Below are 16,559 nucleotides of genomic sequence, written 5' to 3'. Positions count from 1 at the left end.
TCAACAAAACCATGACGCGTCGACAATGTTGGCACGTCGGGACCAGACCTCGAAGGGGTTATTTATGACCAAGATCGCTATCGTTACCGGCAGCACCCGTCCGGGTCGTGTCAACAAGCAGGTTGCCGATTGGGTTCTCGCCCAGGCCGCCGGCCGCACCGACGCCGAGTTCGAGGTCGTCGACATCGCCGACTTCAACCTGCCCCTGCTGGACGAAGCTTACCCGGCCATGTACCAGAACTACCAGAACGACCACACCAAGGCGTTCTCGGCCAAGATCAGCGAGTTCGACGGCTTCATCTTCGTCACCGGCGAGTACAACCACACCGTCACGCCGGCCCTGACCAACGCCCTGTCCTACCTGAACGTCGAGTTCAACAACAAGGCCGCCGGCATCGTTTCCTACGGTTCCATGGGTGGCGCCCGTGCCGCTGAGCACCTGCGCAACATCCTGTCCGAACTGCAGATCGCCCACGTGCGCAACCAGGTCATGTTCTCGCTGTTCACCGATTTCGAGAACTTCGCCGACTTCAAGCCGACCGAGCAGAACGCCGGCACCCTGGCTCCGATGATCGACCAGCTCATCCCGTGGACCAAGGCCATGGAGTCCGTCCGCGCCGCAGCTGTCGCCGCCAACTAACCTGCGGCCCCCGGCGGCTTCGCGCCGCTTAACGCTCCGCATCGCAGGGCGCTCCGTACCTCCCGTCAGGGAAGCCGGGGCGCCCCGCGCCGTTAAGGCGGGGACGGCCGGAACGATGGCACCGGCGGGTCGGGTTTCGTTGGTACCGGGAGAAGGAGGGACGCGTCCTGGACGCAGGAAACGCTGCGGCCGGCCTGCGGGGGCGGACCCCCAGCCGCCGCGGGATGCTCGACCATCTTGAGCAGGCCGCCTCGGCAGCCGGCTTCCGCCTCGATGAAGACCAGCAAAAGGCCGCCCGCCTGCTCGCCGACGCCGCCGCGCGGCTCCGCGCCGGACTGCCCGCTTTTTCGGGCACGCGCCGCGGGCTGTACCTCTGGGGTCCCGTCGGACGGGGCAAGAGCTGGTTGGCCCGGGCGTTCTTCGAGGCCGTCGACGTGCCGGGCAAGCAGCGCTGGCACTTCCACGACCTGTTCCGACAACTGCACGCCCTCCGCCGCGACGCGCAGGACCCGGAGGCCCGGCCGCCGGGCACCAGCGCCATTGAGGTGGCCATCGACGGCTTGCTGCGCGGCTGCGCCCTGCTGGTCCTGGATGAATTCCACGTCCACGATCCGGGGGACGGCCAGTTGCTGGCCCGGCTGCTGCGCGACATCCACCGCCGCGGCATAGTGCTGGTCACCACCTCGAACTATCCGCCCGAGCAGTTGATGCCCGGCGAGGCTTTCCATGAGCTGTTCGAGCCCACCATCGCCCTGATCCGCCGCACCATGCACGTTGCCCCCGTCGCCGGCCCGGTCGACTACCGCACGCAGCCCGCCGATTGCGCCGACGGCCGGTCGGACGACGGCGGTGCCCGCCCCGGCCGGTTCGGCGACGGCGCCATGGTCGTTGCCCCGGACGGTCCCGGCGACCCGCGGGTTGCCGAGGCGGGCCTAGACTGGCCGTCCGCGGCAGAGGCGCGCGAACTGCGGCCGGGGAGCTGGCCGCTGCCGGTCCTTCGGAGCACGCCGGCCGAATTGTGGTTCGATTTCCGCGACCTGTGCGAAGGGCCCACCGCCGCCTCCGACTATTTGGGCCTGCTGGCGCACGCCGCCCACTGGATCATCTCCGGTGTGCCGCCCCGGGAAGCGATCAGCATGAACGGCTGGCAGCGCTTCAGCAATATTGTGGACATCCTCTATGACACCGACGTGCCGTTGACGGTCATCAGCGCGGAGCCGCTTGACCTGGCCTCGTCAGCCAGCCCGTCCGCCGTCGACATCTCCCGCATTGCCAGCCGGTTGGGCACCCTCGGCCGGGTGGGTGCCGCGCCCTGACTGCCGTTCCCGCCGGTCGCGCCGGCGGGACAGCGCAACGCCCAGCAGGCACACCCCGCCGCCGATGACGGCCAGCAAGGTGGGCGTCTCGCTCAGGAACAGCCACCCCAACACGATGGTGACCGGAGGAACAAGGTAGGACGAAACGCTCAGTTGCCCGGCCGGCATCCGGGCCAGGGCATAGGCCCAGGTGCTGAAAGCCAGGGCCGTGGGCACCAACCCCAGATACACCACGCCCAAGGTCGCCGCGGCCGGGGCGGTGCGCAGTTCCGCCAAAAGGTCACCGGCAAACGGCAGCGATGAGAGTGCACCGATGCTGCAGGCCAACCAGGTGACCTGCCCGGCCGGCACGCTGCCCAGGGCCGGCTTCTGGAGCAGCACCCCGGCGGAGTACGTCAACGCCGCTGCCAGCGCCCAGAGCAGCCCGACGCCGCCGGCCGCGCCGTCACCGGTGCCGAAGCCGATCATGACGACTCCCGAGAAAGCGACTCCGGCGCCGATGGCCAGCCACCTGGGGATGCCTTCGCCCAGGAACAGCCCGGCGCCCAAGGCCGTGAGCACGGGTGCGAGATTGACGATCATGGCGGTGGTGCCGCCGTCGAGCGATTGCTCCGCGGTGTTGAGGGCGAAGTTGTAGACGCCGAACCACGACAGGCCGCAGCCGGCGATCAGCAACCACGCCCGGCGGCCCGGCCTGACCCACGGCCGCCCGACCAACAGCAGTGCCAGTGCGGCCGAGCCGATGGCGAGCCGCATCAGGCTGAGCGGACCGGGCCCGAAATGCGGCAGCACGCCGCGGATCACGACGAAGGCACTCGCCCACGCCAACACCGTCACGATGATGGCCGCAAGGACCGAAAGCGGGACGGCGGCGATCCGCGGGACGTGTGTCATGGTGGCAACGCTAACCCAAGCGGCAGTGCACCGGCCGGGGCCGGACCGGAATGTCTGCTTCCCGCGTCTGGTGCCGGGCCTGCACCGGTCCTGATCGGGGGACGGGTGCGCGCCGGAGGCAGGACGGAACCTCCCGTCGTACCGGTGAGAGCACTGCTACTCTTCATTCATAACGTCGGGGGGCCGGGACGACACCGGGCCGCGTTCAATGCAGGAGGAATGCAGTGCGGACCGTTGCAGGTGAGCCCGGGGCGGCAGCGCGCCCAACCGTCCTGGTCGGCGCCGTGGACCCTGCGACCCGCGGGTTCCTGCGCAGCGTCCTGAGCGATGCCGGCATATCGGTCGCTGCGTTGACTTCCGCGGCCGAGGTGTTGGCCGAGGTGCAGCGCAACCCGCCCGACATCCTTTTGGTGGACGCCGCCGATATGTCCCTGGCCGGGATGGAAGCCGTGCGACGGCTGTCGGACAGCCAGCCGGGCGCGCAGTGGCGGGTGATGCTCATGGCCACCGAGGACGAGCTGCACTTGGTGGAACGCGGCTACGAGCTGGGCGTCTCCGACTACCTGATCAAGCCGCTGACGGCCGCCAGTGTGGTGAACCGTGTCCGCGTGACCCTCGCGAGATCGGAACACCGGCGACGGGAACGCAACGGGGTGGCCGTCCTGCGGGAGCGGATCCGGAATGTGTCCGACGGCATTCGCAGTACGAATGACCCGGACGAAATGATCAACCTCGCGTTGAGTGGCATCGGCGAGGCCTTCGAAGCCGACCACGTCTGGGTGCGTACCCTGGCGGACGAACGAGTGCCGCATACCACCGCTCAATGGATCAGCGAATCCACCCAGGGCTCCATGCCCTACCGCAGCGACGAACAGGTGCTGGAGCTGTCCTCGGCGCTCTGGGCCAAGCACAGCGTGCTCACGTCGGCCGACGACGGCGGCATCGATATCGCCGCATATCCCCATGTGGCCGAATGGCTCGCCACCCCCCGGGGCAAATTGTCCCTGCTCGCGCCCTTGGGGCAGGGCCCGCAGGCTTTCGGCTTGCTGTGCCTGATCCGCACGGGGCAGCCGCGGCCATGGTCGCCTGCCGAGATTTCACTGCTTCAGCACGTAGCCGGCAACCTGGCCCACGGTCTGATTCAGGGGCACCTGATTACAGTTCAACAACAGGTCGTGGAAAAGCTTCGCGAGCTGGACCAAGCCAAGTCGAACTTCGTGGCAACGGTCAACCATGAGCTCCGGACTCCGTTGACCTCTATCGCCGGGTACCTGGAGCTGGTGCTGGACGGAGACGCCGGTGAGGTCCCGGAATCAGTGGCGCGGATGCTGAAGATCGTGGGTCGCAATGCCGCGCGGCTCCGCGAGTTGATCGAAGACATGCTCACCCTGTCCAGGATGGATTTCCAGAGCAGCGGGTTGAAGACGGAACCGGTGGACCTGCCACGCCTCCTGCGCACGGTTTCCACCGCGCTGGAACCGGTGGCGCAGGCCAAGAACGTAAAGCTGGTCAGTGAGGGGCTGGACACCCGGCTCGCCGCCGACGGCGATACAAAGATGTTGGAGCAAGTCTTCACCAACATCCTGTCCAATGCCGTCAAGTTTACGCCGCAGGACGGGGAGGTGCGGGTCACGGTCGGCCTCGGCGGCAAGAACGACGACGGCGTTCCCTGCGCCGTGGTCAAGGTCGCCGACAGCGGGATCGGCATCCCGGAAGAAGACCTGCCCCAGCTCTTCTCGCGTTTCTACCGGGCATCCAACGCCCATGCCATCCAGGGCACCGGCCTGGGCCTGGCCATCGTCAAGGGGATGGTCGACCAGCACCGCGGCGATATCTCCGTGGAGTCGAGGGTCGGCATCGGCACGACCTTCACGATTACACTGCCGCTGGATTCCGGACCGAAACAACAACCCGCCGACGCCTCGGACGCAGTGGCTGTCTCTTAAACCACCAAGGCCGTGGCACGCGTCCGAAGATGCATGCCACGGCCTCAGCCGGCGAGCGGGATTCCCGCTCTATTTACTTACTAGTGCGGCCAGTTGCCGGTCTGAATCGAAAAGCCACCAGAAACCGGTGCCGACTTGACTGTGGTGTCCGTCGCAATCGCCGTTTCTGCTGCTGATGCAGCCGTCGCGCCGGTAATGGCCAGAACTGCAGCAATGAGTACTGATGCCGAGAACTTTTTCATCGGGTGCTCCCTCGTTTTTTATGCATAGACTCGCAAATCGATGCAGTGGTGATGACACTGTTTAGTGTACAGACAGGAGGGCGTTCCAACTACCGGTTAAACGACACATTTCACGGGTTCCCCAGTTAGCGCGGCGGGCCTAATAGGATGATGCAGATGGGACCACTTGCCTGTCTGAATAAACTTCGATGCATGGAGGATAGGCACCATGGCTCCTGATCCGTCCGGAGATAGTTTCCTAATTGAGCTGCGCGCGCGGGAGGCTTTCGGCCGAAGGGACTTTCTGCACGGGCTGGAGCTTGCCCTCCAGGCCGCGTGTCGTGCGAAACAGGCAGGCGATGAAACGGCATGGTGGCAGATGACCTTGTTTCAAGCCGAATGCCAGCGGGGCATGGGTGACATACGATCTTGCATTAATACGGCAGAAGTTCTCCGGAATCACCCCATCACGCTTGGGTCGCGAGAGCTCGAATGCCGTGTGCTCACCCTGCTGTCGGATGTTTGTCAAGCAGCGGGCGAGCTAGACCGAGCTGTTCAGTTCGGGGCCAAAGCGGTTCACATTTCCTCGGACATAGACGTAGGCGAGAACCTGAGAATAGGTTCTTTTCTTGCCTTGATCGCTTCCCTCGCGGAGAGCGACGAATTGGAGCAGGCTTGGCAGGAGTGCCTGAAGCTTGTCGGAATCTTGGGGTCAGGCATCGATTCACAGGCTACAGGTAAGGGCTACTGGGTCATCGGTAATGTGGCCTTCCTGCGGCATGAGGCCGAGGACGGGATTAAATACCACAAGCTCGCAGCTGAGTACCTGTCACCCTTGAATGATCTGGCTCTGTGGGCTTGGTTCAATCGCGCTTCTGCCTCAATGCGATTGTCGGCAGGTGTGGCAGACGCAGAAACAGAACATTGCATGGAGCGCGCTGAGTTGGCCGCGTCGATTATCGGTGAGGATGGCAGCGACCGGTTTAAGAACCGCTTGAACCGCGCCAACTGGCACGTCCTAAACCAGGAATTGGATCAAGCCGTGGCGATACTCGTCGCTATTTGCAGCGAGTCGGAGGCAATGGGCCACCAGACCGCGGGAGAAGCGAATCTTCTCCTGGGCAGGGCCCTGCGGGAGCAGGGCGACTTCATGAATGCGTTGCGTTGCCTTAAGGACAGCCAAGCCTATTTTAGCCAGGCGGGCGCCAAAGATCGGGCGGCGCAGGTCGCGGCTACAATCGCCGAGTTTCCGCGGGCTTCGTAATATGCATTCTTCATCGTGTCATTGAGCGTGTCGTGAACTCCGTTCGTTTACGCTGTGAACGATTGGCAGTTCTAAAGCAGTAAGTTCTGGATTTGTTGGACGGGAGCGAAAGCTTCCACCGAATCGTTGGGGAGCGGATGCACGTGCTAGGTCATGGCTGGCCCGAGAGGGTTGCAGGAGCGGTATCCAATATCGACGCGGCCGCATGAGGCGCATGGTTGACGCGGCCGATGCCGTTGCAGCCGACGTGATCAGTGCCGGCGACGGCATCATCAGCGTCGATCTTCCGCGCGGAGCAGCCTTCACCGACGAAGTCGCGGCCCGCACGTCAACACAGCTTCGCGTTCTTTCCGGCGGCCACCCGTGCCGTGTCTTGATGCGGATGACGGGCGTCACATCAATTTCCCGCCTGGCCCGGTCGATGCTGGGTCGGCAGACGAATGCGTCCGCCATTGCCCTCGTGGGTGAGTCCCCGGTGGACCGGGTGATCGCCAACTTCGTACTGGGAGCCGAACCGTCCGAATGCCCTGTCCGCTACTTTGACTCCGAACCACAGGCCCTCGCGTGGCTGGAACGGGACAATGCCGCATAATCCCGATCCTCGGCTCCAGCAGTTGGTCGACGGGATGGTCCGCCTGGCCGGAGGCGATCTGACCACCAGGATCGACCCCTCGCCGGCACGCGACGATATCGACGCCGTCATCACGGGCGTCAACCTCTTGGCCGAGGAACTGCAGCTTAGCTACATGGAACTGGAACAGCGCGTCGAGCAACGGACGGCTGAACTGCGCCAGGCACATCGGGACATGAGCCGGATGGCCCTTACCGATGCCTTGACCGGGCTGGCGAACCGCACGGCCTTGGCCAAGGACATGGACGCCGCGCTCGACGACGCGCGGTCCGGCCAGCGGGCCCCGGCATTGCTCCTGCTGGACATGGACTCCTTCAAGCAGGTCAACGACAGCTTTGGCCACGACGCCGGCGACCGCGTACTCACGGTCGTGGCAAACAGGCTGAGGTCCGTCGTGCGCGACGGCGACACGGTGGCACGGCTGGGCGGCGACGAATTTGCGGTCCTGCTTCCGCGCGCGACGACGGATCTCGCGCTCCAGGTGGCCCAGCGGATTCTGGGCGTGCTCAATGACGAAATCCAACTGGATGAAGTTACTGTCTGGCCCCAGGCCAGCATTGGCGTCCGGGTGGCAGATGCGGGACAGACCGCGCAGGGCCTGCTGCTGGACGCGGACACGGCCATGTACGAGGCGAAAAAAGACCCTCAGAACCGCACCAAGGTCTTCCAGTCCCATATGCTCCAAACGCGCCAACTGCACAACCAGATGGCGACCGAACTCCGCGGCGCCATCGCGACCGGCGGCTTCGAGCTCGAGTACCAACCGGTGGTGGATTTGTGCACGGGCCTGCCGATCGGGGTGGAAGCGTTGATCCGGTGGAATCACCCGGTGCGGGGACGTGTCATGCCGGCCGACTTCATCCCCATGGCGGAACAGACCGGCCTGATTGTTGACCTGGGGCGGTGGACCTTGTCGGCGGCCGCGCACCAGTTCGCCCAGTGGTCCGCCGAACTGAACCTGGACCCGGGATTCCAGATCCGCGTTAATCTCTCAGTAGCCGAGCTCCAACGCATCGACCTGGTAGAGCACGTTCGGGGCGTTTTGAGGGATTCCGGAATGCCGGCCGAGTCGCTGGTGCTGGAGATCACGGAGACCGGTCTGGTTACCGGGGGAGAAGTGGAGACCTACTCCTTGCTGGCCCTGCGCAAGCTCGGGATCGGCATCGAAATCGATGACTTCGGAACCGGCTACTCATCGATCAGTTACCTGCGCCGGTTGCCGGTCGACATGGTCAAAGTGGACCGGTCAATCATTGCTACGCATTCGGCCGACGGTTCCCAGCAGGACTTCATCGGTGCCGTCCTTCAGCTCATTCGTGCTGCGGGGCTGGACGCGATCTTCGAGGGCATCGAGACGCGGGAACAGGCCGAACAATTGCGCGATCTTGGCTGTAGCGGTGGCCAGGGGTTCTATTTCAGCAAGCCGGTGTCGGCAGCAGTCATGGCCCGGCTGTTGCGCAGCGGTGCCAGCCTGCCGGCGGCCGTCGAGCCATCCTTTGAGGACGCACCCAGCCTCGCGACCGCGGTGGAGTGACCGGCACGGATGCCATGTGTCGGCGGCCGGTGCCGCCGAGTCGCATCGGGGTTGGCAAACGTGGCAAAATGGACACTTGTGCCACCGGGTCAGTGTTCTTGGCGGCACGGTCCGCCCTGGTGTAATGGCAGCACCCCGGCCTTTGGAGCCGTGGAGTATAGGTTCGAATCCTATGGGCGGAACGACCACCGGCCGGTAAACCGGAGGTGCTGCGGCAGGTAGGATGCCGTTAACCCAAATGCACCGGCCACACCGGAATCAGCGCAGCGAGGAGTGCCACTTAGTGAGCCCCCAGGACGTCCCTGAACAAAACGTCAAAAACGCTTCAACACCGGCAGCGGTCATCGTCCTGGCCGCGGGGGCGGGCACCCGGATGAAGTCCAAAAAGCCCAAGATCCTGCATGAGATCGGCGGCGTCTCCATGGTGGGCCACGCGCTCGCCGCGGCACGCGGCCTGGCACCCACGGTGCTTGCCGCCGTCGTACGCCATGAGCGTGACCGGGTGGCGGAGCATATCTCTTCGCTGGATCCGGACGTACTGATCGTCGACCAGGACGAGATCCCCGGTACCGGGCGCGCAGTGGAGGTGGCGCTGGATGCCCTTCCCGCCCAGCCGGACGGCCCCGTGGTGGTTACCTACGGCGACGTTCCGCTGCTGACCACGGCGCTGCTGAAAGAACTCGTGGCCGAGCATGCTTCCAGCGGGAATGCCGTTACCGTACTGACCGCAGTCCTCGATGACGCCGGCGGATACGGGCGGATCATCCGCGCCGAGGACGGCAGTGTCCAGGGCATCGTCGAGCACAAGGACGCCACCGACGAACAGCGCGCGATCCGTGAGGTCAACTCCGGAATCTACGCCTTCGATGCCGGAGTCCTTCGCGCCGCCCTGTCCAGGATCACCACGGACAACGCCCAGGGCGAGAAGTACCTGACCGATGTGCTGTCGCTGGCCCGGGCCGACGGCGGCCGGGTGGCCGCCGTCGTCACCACCGACCGCTGGCAGGTGGAGGGGGCCAACGACCGGGTCCAGTTGGCTGCCCTGGGGGCGGAGCACAACCGGCGGGTCTTGGACGCTGCCATGCGGGCCGGCGTCAGCATCGTGGACCCGTCATCCACCTGGATCGACTCGACGGTGACGTTCGGCACCGACGTGACGCTGCTGCCCGGCACCCAGCTGCACGGCGCCACGCATGTCGCCTCCGATGCCGTGGTGGGGCCGGAGACGACCCTGACGAACGTGACCGTGGGCGAGGGCGCCTCGGTCATCAGGACGCACGGCACCGATTCCGAGATCGGGCCCGGCGCCACCGTTGGCCCGTTCACCTACCTTCGCCCCGGCACGGTGCTGGGCGAGAAGGGGAAGATCGGCGCGTTCTACGAAACCAAGAACGTGACCATCGGCACGGGCGCCAAGCTGTCCCATCTGGGCTATGCCGGGGATGCGGAGATCGGTGAGTATGCCAACATTGGCTGTGGCAACATCACCGCCAATTACGACGGCGAAAAGAAGCACCGTACCGTCATCGGCTCGAATGTGCGCACCGGCTCGAACACCGTCTTTGTGGCTCCCGTGCACGTGGGCGACGGTGCCTACTCCGGCGCAGGCGCGGTGATCCGCAAGGATGTGCCGCCCGGAGCGCTCGCGGTCAGCGTCGCGCCGCAGCGGAACCTTGACGGCTGGGTGCAGAAGAACCGCCCCGGCAGCTCATCTGCAGAAGCTGCCACCCGAACTTCCTCCACGCAATCCCCAACTGCAGAAAGTGATCCTTCATGAGCGGAATCAAGGCACAGGGCGAAAAGAGGCTGGTGCTGGCCTCCGGACGCGCCCATCCGGAACTGGCGCGGGAGATCGCCAAAGAGTTGGAGATCGACCTCCTGCCGACGTCCGCCTACGACTTCGCAAACGGCGAGATCTACGTCCGGTTCGAGGAAAGCGTGCGCGGTACCGACGCCTTCGTGATCCAGGCGCACCCGGCTCCCATCAACGAATGGCTGATGGAGCACCTGATCATGGTGGACACGTTGAAGCGGGCCTCGGCCAAGCGCATCACCGTGGTCGCTCCGTTCTACCCGTATGCCCGGCAGGACAAGAAGCACCGCGGCCGGGAACCGATTTCGGCCCGCCTGGTGGCCGACATGTACAAGACGGCCGGCGCCGACCGGCTGATGTCCGTCGACCTGCACACGGCGCAGATCCAGGGCTTCTTCGACGGTCCTGTCGACCACCTCATGGCCATCCCGCTCCTGGCCGAGTACGTCCGTACACGGGTCGACCTGGACAACGTGACCGTGGTGTCTCCGGATACCGGCCGCGTCCGCGTTGCCGAACAGTGGGCCGAGCGGCTGGGCGGGGCTCCGCTGGCCTTCGTACACAAGTCCCGCGACGTGAACGCGCCGAACCAGGCCGTGTCGAAGCAGGTCGTCGGCTTGGTTGAGGGCCGCACCTGCGTGCTGATCGACGACATGATCGACACCGGCGGAACGATCTCCGGTGCCGTTCAGGTCCTGAAGAACGCCGGCGCCAAGGACGTCATCATCGCAGCAACGCACGCCGTGTTCTCGGATCCCGCCGCCCGCCGGCTTTCCGAGAGCGGTGCCCGGGAAGTGGTGGTCACCAACACGCTGCCGATCCCGCCGGAGAAAAACTTCAAGGAATTGACCGTCCTGTCGATTGCTCCGCTGGTCGCCCGCGCGGTCCGTGAAGTCTTCGAAGACGGCTCGGTCACGAGCCTCTTCGACGGCAAGGCCTGACAGCGGGGCCTGACACAGTTTCAACCAGTCTCCAGCGGTTCCTGAGCGGAGCCGGCGACGGGTGACGGCCTGACGATGTGGCCGCCCCCTCGCCGGCTCCGTTTCCGTCTCCGGAGGCTTCCCGTCTCGGACCGGGACTGTACCTTGGCCGGCGTGGATCATCTGCCGCAGCCGTTCCAGGCCCACCCGCCTGCTACTCGTGTACAAGGCCGGACTCGCTGGCTATGGTTAATCCCACGTCCGATGGGGGTCGGGCGTTGGGGGCAGGGGAAGAAAGACGGTCTCGCCATGAAGGCTGACGCTTTATTCAGTCATGCGCTTGTGCCCGGCCCGGACACGGTTCTGATCGGCCGGGTGGAGGTCGCAGGAGCGGTTCTTAAAGCGCTGACGGACAGGGGATCCGCGGGCGCGGTCGTCGTCGCGCCCTCTGGATACGGGAAGACGCTGCTGGCACGGCATGTGGTTAAACATCTTGGGGAACGCGTCCTGGTCGTCCAACTGCGCGGCACCGCGTACGCGCGCAGCCGCTCCTACGGGGCGCTGACATACTTGCTGGCCGAGTTGGATGACTCGCAGCTGGCGCACCCGATGCTGGTTCTGGACGGATTGTCACAACAACTGAGCCAGGCAGCCGGCGGCAGAGACATCGTCCTGCTGATCGACAACGCGGAGCATATCGACGGCGACTCCGCGACACTGCTCGGCCAACTGGTCACGAGGGGAGATGTACGAAGCATTATTCTCGCCCGGGATTTTTCGGCGGTTCCGCCGGCGTTCCTGAGCCTGGGCCACGACCCGCGAATGCGGCGGATCGACCTGCCTCCCCTGAACCAGTCGGAAGTTGGCGAGCTGGCTGCGACCGGGCTGGACGGACGGCTTTCACGCGAAGCGGCGCGGGTGCTGCAGGCACATTCCGGCGGGAATCCAAGGTTGGTTCCGTTGCTGGTCAGGGACTACGTATCCTCAGGTACTCTCCGGGAACGGAACGGCGTATGGGTCCACACCGGAAAACCGGTCCGGCTGGGGCCGCCCACGGTGAGCACTGTGTGCGCGACCCTGAGCGGTTTGGACGACGACGTTCTGGAGCTCGCCCGCCAACTCGCGGAGTCCGGCGGTCTTCCCCTGTCCGATCTGCAGGCGACCGGGCGCGGTGGTGCCTTGGACCAGCTTCAGTATCGCGGGATAGCCGGCATCGGCTACCATCCGGCCCCAGTGGTCAAAATCGCTGACCGGCTCATGGCAGAGGCCCTCCGCGCAACCTCGCCCGACGGCCACTATCGGTCCCGGCCACCGGCCGTGCCCCGGACGACCCTCCGCAGCCACCCGGAACCGGTCCGGAACGGCTTGGTGCCGCCGCTGGACACGGCCCGGTCCATGGTCTTTCAGGGTGAGTACGCTGGCTCGCTAGACCTGCTTCGGCGCTGTGCAGAGGATCCCTTTGTCCCGACGTGGCAGAGACTGCTCAGCCGGGCCCTGCTCTGCGAGTCCTTGGCAGTCACCGGCCGCAGTGATGATGCGCTGGCGGTTGCCGACGAGCCGTGGCCCGACCTTGCAACGCTGCCTGAAGAACGCCGCCGGGAGATCCAACAGCACCGGGCCGCAGCCTACTTGCTGTCCGGCTCCTGGTTGGACGGCGCCGGGCGTCTCCGCCAGTGCGGCCGCCGTGGTGATCCCGGCGGTACGTGGGAGGAACTCGTTGACGGCATCGTACTGGCCTCAACCGGTGATCTGCACCGTGCAGCGGGCCTGCTGCGCTCTGCCCGCGCCCAGTCGTCGGAAGCGGATCCCGACGGATTGGCACCATTGGCCGAAGCGGCCTCGGCTTACTGCCGGGCCATGCTCAATGAAGCCGGCGGAGAGGCAGGAACAGAACCCCCCCGCGGCGGGGCAAGCCCCTGGCTCATCACCCGCCTGGAACGGCACTTTCGTGCCATGGCACGGGCGGCCAGCGGCGACGTCGATGGTGCGCTGCGACTGCTGCGGCAGCAGGCGGCTGCGGACCGGTCGGCGGCGGTCGGCGCCATGGAGATGATGGCGCTGGCGGCCATGGTGCGTCTGTCCGGGGTGGACGAGGATGGCCGACTGCTGGAACTTGCCACCCGGTGCCAAGGACCTTTCGCCGATGTCTGCGAAACGTACGCGAGGGGCCTCGCTTCCGGAAACGCCAACCTGCTTCTCCAAGCGGCCGAGCAAGCGGCTAGAGCCGGTCAACTGACCTTTGCCCGCGACGTAGCCGGCCAGGCCGAGGCGGCCGCAGACAGATCGGGACGGGCCGATGTACTCCGCAGGGTCAGGCGCAAGGTTCGCACACTCCTTGAGGCCGGGACGGAATCAGGCTACGAGGCCGCCTGGCGCGGGCGCCTCACGGCGCGTGAACAGGCTGTTGCCAGGTCTGTTGCCGAGGGCCGCAGCAATCACGCTGTTGCCCGGGAACTTGGTGTCTCGACCAGAACGGTCGAAGGCCACTTGTACCAGGTGTTTTCCAAACTGCTCATTCGCAGCCGTCAAGAGTTGGCCGAGATGCTGGCTCCGGAGTCCCCTGGCCCAACCGCATGAACGTTTCCGGCTCCGGGGGCGGGCGCCGGGACCTCGTCGATGCGGTGACCGCTTGCCTCGCCGGCCAGGCAACCGGCGGAGCGGTGCTTTACGGGGACGCCGGCATAGGGAAGTCCACCGTCGCGGATGAGGTTGTCCGGAACCTTGGGGACACGGTGCGGGTGCAGCGGGTACGAGCCGAACCAACCCTGGCACACGTGCCCTACGGTGCGCTCTTTCCTTATCTGAGGGGAGTGACCCCCGCGGAGTTGGAATCTCCGCTGGCGGTCCTGCGGACGGTGCGCTCCTCCCTTGCCAAGGGCCCCGCGGGCGAGGCCCGTCCCCTGTTGCTGATCGTCGACGATGTCCATGATCTGGACGACGCGAGCAGCCATCTGCTGGCGCAACTGGTCATGGCGCGCTCGCTCAAGATCCTTGCGCTCTGTAGAAGCTGGAGCGCGCAGCCGCGGGAGCTCCTGGAATTGTGCCAGGACGGGATCCTGGAAGCCTTCGAAGTGCGGCCGCTCACGACGGCGGAAGTCCGCAACACCCTTGAACAGATGTTCGGAGGGACGGTAGCCGGCGGGACGGTGCAGATGCTGCAGCACAAGTCTTTGGGAAATCCGCACCTCCTGAAGGCCCTGGCCGCCCACGCTGCTGCAGCGGGCAATGTGGTGCAGCACCACGGAGTGTGGCGGATGATCCAGGAACCCACTGGCCTGGATCCGGCCGCCGCTGATCTGTTCAAGGGACTGGTCACTGGGCTGGAGGCACCTCAGCGGCGTGTGGTGGACATCGCCGCCCTGGCCGGCTCCGTGCCGGCTGCAGCGGCCGGTGCCCTCTTCGACAGTATGGCGGTCCGATCCTTGGAGGAGATGGGGCTGTTGGCGGACATGCGCAGCGGAAACCTCGCCGTGCGGCTTCGGTTCCCGCCGTACGCGGACATTATCCGATCCATGGTGCCCGCAGGATGCAGCGCGGAACTTCTCAACCAATTCCTGCACGTCATGAACCGCCTGAAACCTGCACCTGAGAGAGCCAGGGTGGAACTGGTGCGCTGGCAAGTTGACGCCGGCCGGCCGCCGTCACCCAAAGAATCACTACGTGCCGCGTGTGCCGCCAATGACGAGTGTGACCATCCGTTGGCTTTGAGGCTTGCCGATGCCGGCGCAAACGGCCAGCCTGCAGCTCTGGTGGAACGAGCCCGCGCCCATTGGGGGCTGGGCGACAGGTCGGAGGCCAAAGCGGCACTGGACCTGATCCATGAGAACGTGGACCGTCGGACAATCGCGGCCGCCGCGCTGCTCCGGGCGTCCGTGGTGGAGCCGGAAGCCGGGTACCGGGCCCAGCTTGAAAAGATTTCCTCCGGTTGGATGGAAGCAGCGGCGGCGCAACCCTCGACGGTCCCGGGCGACGCTCCGGTCGCAGCGGCGTGCCTGGATGCAGCAACCGGTGCTTGGTTGCTGCAGGCTTATGGCGACATGTTGGAAGGAAACTTCGGAACGGCCCTCGATCGGCTGGAGAACGCCCCTGCCCCTGGATCTGAGGATGCTGGAGTTACCCGACTGCTTGCCGGTACCGTCAAGGCGCTTTGCCTGGCGGAAACCGGCCGTTTCAGGCAGGCGGCGGAAGCCGGGACAGAGGCCCTGAAGCTGGTCGCGGCAACTCCCTCGCTACGGTCCTTCTATCCCTTTGTCTTTTCCCGGAACGTGGAGTCCTTGTTGATCGTCGGCCGCTACCAGGAGGCAGAACGCGCCCTGGATGAATACAGCAGGACCGCGCCGTGCCGGCACCGTTGGTTTTCAGGTAACGAATCCGCTCTGCGAGGACTGCTTCTCTTTCGAAGGGGCCGGATGAAGCCCGCGGTCCAGTCGTTGGCGGAAGGTATCGGCCCGCTGCGCCACGAGGATCAAGGGATGCTGCTTCCATCCGTGCTCGGAGCCGCAGCAGCCGGAGCGGCTCTGTTGGGCAACGGCGGGCAAGCCAAAGACTTCCGGGTTGGCTTGCAGAAAGAAGCGGGCACCGGGAGCCGCCCGCGCCTGCTTGTAGCCTCTGCCTACGCTGCGGCAGCTGCATCAAGCCGTGCGGGCCCGCCGGGAACAGCACGCGCAAATCCGGTTCTTCTACTGGACGAACTTGAAGCCTTCGCGGCAACGGCCCGTGCCGCGGGATGGGTCAGCGCAGAGAAAGAGATCCTGGAGCATCAGCTCCTGCTCGGGGACGATAGCGGGGCGGCACGTCTCGCGGAACTGTGCGCCCCGTTGGATGGGCCCGAAACCCAGGCTTTGGCGGCTGTCGCGTCCAGCAGGGCCTCATCGGATCCGGGGGGTTTGATGACAGCAGCCGAGATGGCAACGCGTGCGGGCAAAGATCTGCTCGCGGCCACGGCAACGTCCTGGGCATCGGACATCTACCAGCGGCAGGGGCTTCAACGCCAGCACAACGGTGCACTGCACCAATTGCGGGTAACCCTGCGCCGACTCGACGGTGTCACGACTCCTGCAACCGAACGTGCCCGGGGGAGTGCACCGGCACTGACCGCTCGGGAGCAACAAATTGTCCACTTGGTGCGCCGGGGCGCCAGCAACAAGCAGATCGCGGAGTCCCTGACGCTCTCTCCCCGGACCGCTGAGGGCCATCTGTACCGGATATACCGAAAACTCGGGGTCGAGAACCGCCAGCAGCTGATCCGGTACGCCGAAGTACTGGATCAGTGAGGGCCAACAGCAAGTAGCTGACGTGCAGATCCAAGTACCCGCCGCGAAGCAGCAAGTAGACCATCGGTCATGCCGCGGCAGGAAACAGCCGAATTGTCGGTCCAAGT

At 65.5% G+C, this 16,559-nt stretch carries 12 protein-coding genes and 1 tRNA gene; 11 read left to right on the top strand and 2 right to left on the bottom strand.

All coding sequences use genetic code 11. The annotated features are described in order from the left end of the window. Positions 1 to 64: 64 nt before the first annotated feature. Positions 65 to 640: an NADPH-dependent FMN reductase gene (locus AC5RVG_RS14275; protein ID WP_494001421.1), complete on the top strand. Its 576-nt coding sequence runs from the start codon at positions 65 to 67 to the stop codon at positions 638 to 640. A 224-nt stretch (positions 641 to 864) separates the two neighbouring features. Further along, the gene (zapE, locus tag AC5RVG_RS14270; protein WP_494014339.1) at positions 865 to 1,956 is read left to right on the top strand and encodes a cell division protein ZapE; all 1,092 of its coding nucleotides are present in this window, start codon (positions 865 to 867) and stop codon (positions 1,954 to 1,956) included. On the opposite strand, the gene AC5RVG_RS14265 is transcribed toward zapE, so the two are convergent. Beyond that, on the bottom strand, positions 1,876 to 2,850 hold the full coding sequence (locus AC5RVG_RS14265; RefSeq protein ID WP_494014338.1) for a DMT family transporter: 975 nt from the start codon (positions 2,848 to 2,850) through the stop codon (positions 1,876 to 1,878). The two genes, zapE and AC5RVG_RS14265, sit on opposite strands and share 81 nt — an antisense overlap. 224 nt (positions 2,851 to 3,074) lie before the next feature. Between AC5RVG_RS14265 and AC5RVG_RS14260 the strand changes: the two genes are divergently transcribed. After that, on the top strand, positions 3,075 to 4,796 hold the full coding sequence (locus AC5RVG_RS14260; protein ID WP_494014337.1) for an ATP-binding response regulator: 1,722 nt from the start codon (positions 3,075 to 3,077) through the stop codon (positions 4,794 to 4,796). Between the two features lie 80 nt (positions 4,797 to 4,876). Here AC5RVG_RS14260 and AC5RVG_RS14255 read toward each other — a convergent pair whose 3' ends face one another. Continuing rightward, entirely contained in the window at positions 4,877 to 5,038 is a 162-nt protein-coding gene (locus AC5RVG_RS14255; protein WP_494014336.1) for a hypothetical protein, read from the bottom strand. Positions 5,039 to 5,246: 208 nt separating this feature from the next. On the opposite strand from AC5RVG_RS14255, the gene AC5RVG_RS14250 reads away from it, so the two are divergent. The 8 genes from AC5RVG_RS14250 to AC5RVG_RS14215 all read left to right on the top strand — a co-directional run bounded on the left by AC5RVG_RS14250 (position 5,247) and on the right by AC5RVG_RS14215 (position 16,452). Continuing rightward, positions 5,247 to 6,281: a hypothetical protein gene (locus AC5RVG_RS14250; protein ID WP_494014335.1), complete on the top strand. Its 1,035-nt coding sequence runs from the start codon at positions 5,247 to 5,249 to the stop codon at positions 6,279 to 6,281. A gap of 205 nt (positions 6,282 to 6,486) precedes the next feature. Further along, positions 6,487 to 6,873 carry a SpoIIAA family protein gene (locus AC5RVG_RS14245; RefSeq protein ID WP_494014334.1) on the top strand — a complete coding sequence of 129 codons (387 nt, stop codon included), beginning with the start codon at positions 6,487 to 6,489 and terminating at the stop codon, positions 6,871 to 6,873. Further along, positions 6,863 to 8,446, top strand: a complete 1,584-nt coding sequence (locus AC5RVG_RS14240; RefSeq protein ID WP_494014333.1) for a putative bifunctional diguanylate cyclase/phosphodiesterase — start codon at positions 6,863 to 6,865, stop codon at positions 8,444 to 8,446. The genes AC5RVG_RS14245 and AC5RVG_RS14240 overlap by 11 nt, the downstream gene beginning before the upstream one ends. A gap of 110 nt (positions 8,447 to 8,556) precedes the next feature. Then, a tRNA-Gln gene (locus AC5RVG_RS14235) sits at positions 8,557 to 8,628 on the top strand. Between the two features lie 56 nt (positions 8,629 to 8,684). Further along, positions 8,685 to 10,223 (top strand): bifunctional UDP-N-acetylglucosamine diphosphorylase/glucosamine-1-phosphate N-acetyltransferase GlmU, encoded by a 1,539-nt coding sequence (gene glmU / locus AC5RVG_RS14230; protein ID WP_494014332.1) that lies wholly within the window; start codon positions 8,685 to 8,687, stop codon positions 10,221 to 10,223. Beyond that, entirely contained in the window at positions 10,220 to 11,200 is a 981-nt protein-coding gene (locus AC5RVG_RS14225) for a ribose-phosphate diphosphokinase (protein ID WP_494001412.1), read from the top strand. The genes glmU and AC5RVG_RS14225 overlap by 4 nt, the downstream gene beginning before the upstream one ends. Before the next feature lie 153 nt (positions 11,201 to 11,353). Continuing rightward, positions 11,354 to 13,756 (top strand): helix-turn-helix transcriptional regulator, encoded by a 2,403-nt coding sequence (locus AC5RVG_RS14220; RefSeq protein WP_494014331.1) that lies wholly within the window; start codon positions 11,354 to 11,356, stop codon positions 13,754 to 13,756. Beyond that, positions 13,753 to 16,452, top strand: coding sequence for a helix-turn-helix transcriptional regulator (locus AC5RVG_RS14215; RefSeq protein WP_494014330.1), 2,700 nt, complete (start codon positions 13,753 to 13,755; stop codon positions 16,450 to 16,452). Before AC5RVG_RS14220 ends, AC5RVG_RS14215 begins: the two co-directional genes overlap by 4 nt. The last annotated feature ends 107 nt before the right edge of the window (positions 16,453 to 16,559 follow it).

The sequence above is a fragment of the Arthrobacter senegalensis genome (assembly GCF_059091765.1).
Note: the sequence above shows the minus strand (reverse complement) of the source record. Positions and strands in the feature narration are given on the sequence as shown.